The 2,932-nt window shown below is 51.3% G+C and carries 2 protein-coding genes; both read right to left on the bottom strand.

What is annotated here, in order from left to right; all coding sequences use genetic code 11:
• Positions 1 to 196 precede the first annotated feature (196 nt).
• A complete protein-coding gene (locus DW49_RS0123430; RefSeq protein ID WP_024419756.1) occupies positions 197 to 1,261 on the bottom strand; it encodes a site-specific integrase in 1,065 nt (354 codons plus the stop codon).
• A gap of 617 nt (positions 1,262 to 1,878) precedes the next feature.
• A complete protein-coding gene (locus DW49_RS0123425) occupies positions 1,879 to 2,829 on the bottom strand; it encodes a nucleotidyltransferase-like protein (RefSeq protein WP_005614071.1) in 951 nt (316 codons plus the stop codon).
• Positions 2,830 to 2,932 lie beyond the last annotated feature (103 nt).

Here is a 2,932-nt window from a genome sequence, read left to right as displayed (position 1 = left end):
TGGCCAAACTGGATCGTGATGCGTTCTTCAATGCTGAGTTCATGATATGACATAGGTTCACCGTACCGGATTGGTCAGGTGTTGCGCTCAGTTTTTGCCGCCGCCTAGTCTTGGTCGTGCTCTTTGGTGTTAGGTCCAGTATTTATAGGGCGTTGATTGAAATCTATTGATTTTAGGTATTTGATATAATTTATTTTTACTTATTTTTTTCCTTCAGGCTGTCAAGCTTCACAACCAGATCCTCCGCCCGAAGATGCGTATAGCGCTTCAACATCTGCATCGACTTATGACCACTGATGGCAGAAACCTCTTGGTCAGATAGCCCGCCTTCGACAAGCCGACTCACTGCCTCATGACGCAGGTCGTGAAACCTGAAGTCAGGTAGGTCGAGCTTCTTCTTCAGCTGACCCCAAATTTTCGTGAAGGTATACGGCCGACGCTTCCCGTCCTTTCCAGGCTCGCCGAAGAACACCAGATTGCAGTCGATTGGTCGCACCGGGTTATCCATCGCGGCTTTGAATACTTCGGTGGCACGCTTGCTTAGAGGCACAGTGCGCGAGCCGTCGTTCTTTGTGTCGGAGAGACGTATGACGCGCTTTGCCAAATCCACTTGAGGTCGACGTAGGGATGAGATCTCTGACGAGCGCATGCCCGTTTCCAAAGCGATGCAAACAATCCAGCCCAACATAGGATTGCTATGTCGATTCACGGCCGCGAGCAGAAGACGTTCTTCCTCCGGCGATAGCCTCCGATCACGACCATCCCCAGGGCTAGGCTTACGGATATTCAGCACTGGGTTGAAAGTCAGGCCCAACCCCCACTCCTGAATCGCTACGGTGTATAGGTGGCTCAACAGGGCCAGTTCGAGGCGCACAGTGTTGTTGCTAATGGTCCCACCACGGCTGGGCTCGTTCAGGCGCTTGTCGCGATAGCCGGCGATGATGTCAGCGGAGAGCGCAGCCAGTGAGTATTTGCCCAGATGCTCGATGAGCTTTTTGGCCTTCGAGGTTTCGCCACGCTGAGTGGTGGGCTTCTTGGTGGGGGTGATGTCGCTCAAGTATCGCTTGAGGGCTGCCTCCAGCGTCATGCGCTCGGAGCCGGTGCGCTGGATATACACACCTCTGACCATTTCGTCTTCGGTGCGACGTGACCAGTCCTCCGCATCGCGCTTGGTGCGGAAGGTTTTGGCTACTGTTGGCCAGCCGGTTTTGCGGATCAAAGCTTTCCAAGTGCCGGAAGGGGTTTTGACTAATGTTGCCATCTGAAAGGACTCCAAAGGTGTACTGGCGCACCAGCACTGTACCGATTTTGTACCTTTGGACCATAGGACTGTATTAGTGGAAAACCACCCAGAAACGCGAAAGCCGCGCAATGCGCGGCTTTGAGTATGGTGGGCCCACACGGACTCGAACCATTATGTGGTACGTAAATTCCCGGTTTGAGTACTGTCCGTCCGGTATTGGGGTATGTAATCTCTAGGAAAATAGGCGTTTTTTGTAAGCTGACAGTCTCTGTGGAAACGTATTTTAAATACCACCTGGGTGTCGCATTTGAATAGCTGTCACCTCATCCTAGATTTCAGATATCTGTTGCACCGACAGCGTGAGGCATTCGATTTTGCCCAGCAGGCGCCCTTCGGAGCGTACTGGGAATATCCTAATATTGTCAGGGGATGCGTCGCCTCAATTCCTCAGACGCAGCCGAATGGAGCCCAGCGCTTCATCGCCGATGTGGCCAACCATGCACTGGAATCCAAGTGGTCACAAAAACAACCGACCTTGACCAATGACTGGTAGCCAGCGGATAAGTCATCTGCATGACAGTCTGCATCCAGCTCGGCGGATCTCTGCACGGGTCTCCAAGCGCTGCACGCGACCTTTACAAAATGATCGCGTTGGTCACAGCTACCCTGCTGGCATCGAGCATAGGCTTCTCGGATAAGCTCAGCAGAAAGCTTTGCTCTTTAGCGACCTCCCGAAGGAGACTGTCCATGGCCACGGAGAGATGCATCAAGCCGTTAAACTTGTCTTCCGTGTTAAATATAAAGCGAGATCCATCTGGCACTATCAGTCGCCTCGCTTCTTCCTTGTTGTTCCACAAGTAATCCAGATATCTTTGGGTCTCAGCTAATATCGCTAGTTCATAGTAGGCTCCAACGGAGAGACTATGCATGTTGGCGTGGTACATTATTGAGGCAATATCAAAGCTGGAGATCGTTACAGCTTTTCCTTCCGCCTCGAGATCTGCCTTTATGTTTTTACATAATCTTATTGATTTGCGGAGCCCACCACTCGTGGTTTCACATCGTTCTCGTATTTTTTTGATGTGCAGGAAAGGCCAGTTTTCAATCGTGGTGTTTTTATGCGAATCTAGGATGGTGACAGCACGGTCATGTTTCTGACCAGATGCTTGATAACTAATAGTGTCATGCCAGTGGGAAGGCACGACATCAACTGGACGCGCTAATGACCCTCCTTGCAATTTAATGGCCTTGGAGCCAGAGGTGTCAATTGTCGCAGCGGGAAACGCATCGCGAAGAGCTTTACTAATTTCCCCCCTGCGAGCAGTTAACACCCCAACTGAGGTGCGTGAGGTCGGTGAACGGTACTGACCCGATGTACTCATGTACCCACGGGCATCATAGGTATGAAAGTCAGCTTCTATCGCTAAAAGGTCGACATCACTGACCCCTCGAATATGGACATTCAGTGGTACTGATCCCTGTAGCTCGAATTCAAGATTGCCGCTTGCCCTCTTAGACAACTGGTTGCTAACCCGTTCTGCGGTTTCGATGCTGATGCGGGTGTAGGTAGGATCTACCTCCTGCATAGCGCCTAAGGATCCTCCGATCAACTCACCCCGCCGTGGCCGATAGCCGGACTTTTCCTAAAATAAGCCGCTATTTGTTGAAAAATCGATCGATTAATCGCGC

It is taken from the genome of Pseudomonas avellanae BPIC 631 (genome assembly GCF_000444135.1).
GTDB classification, from domain to species: Bacteria; Pseudomonadota; Gammaproteobacteria; order Pseudomonadales; family Pseudomonadaceae; genus Aquipseudomonas; species Aquipseudomonas avellanae.
The sequence above is the reverse complement of the archived record's forward strand: the minus strand, read 5'-3'. Positions and strand labels throughout refer to the sequence as shown.

Coding starts and splice junctions, on each gene's coding strand:
- DW49_RS0123430 (WP_024419756.1), bottom strand. CDS start 1,261: ATGGCAACATTAGTCAAAACCCCTTCCGGCACTTGGAAAGCTTTGATC.
- DW49_RS0123425 (WP_005614071.1), bottom strand. CDS start 2,829: ATGCAGGAGGTAGATCCTACCTACACCCGCATCAGCATCGAAACCGCA.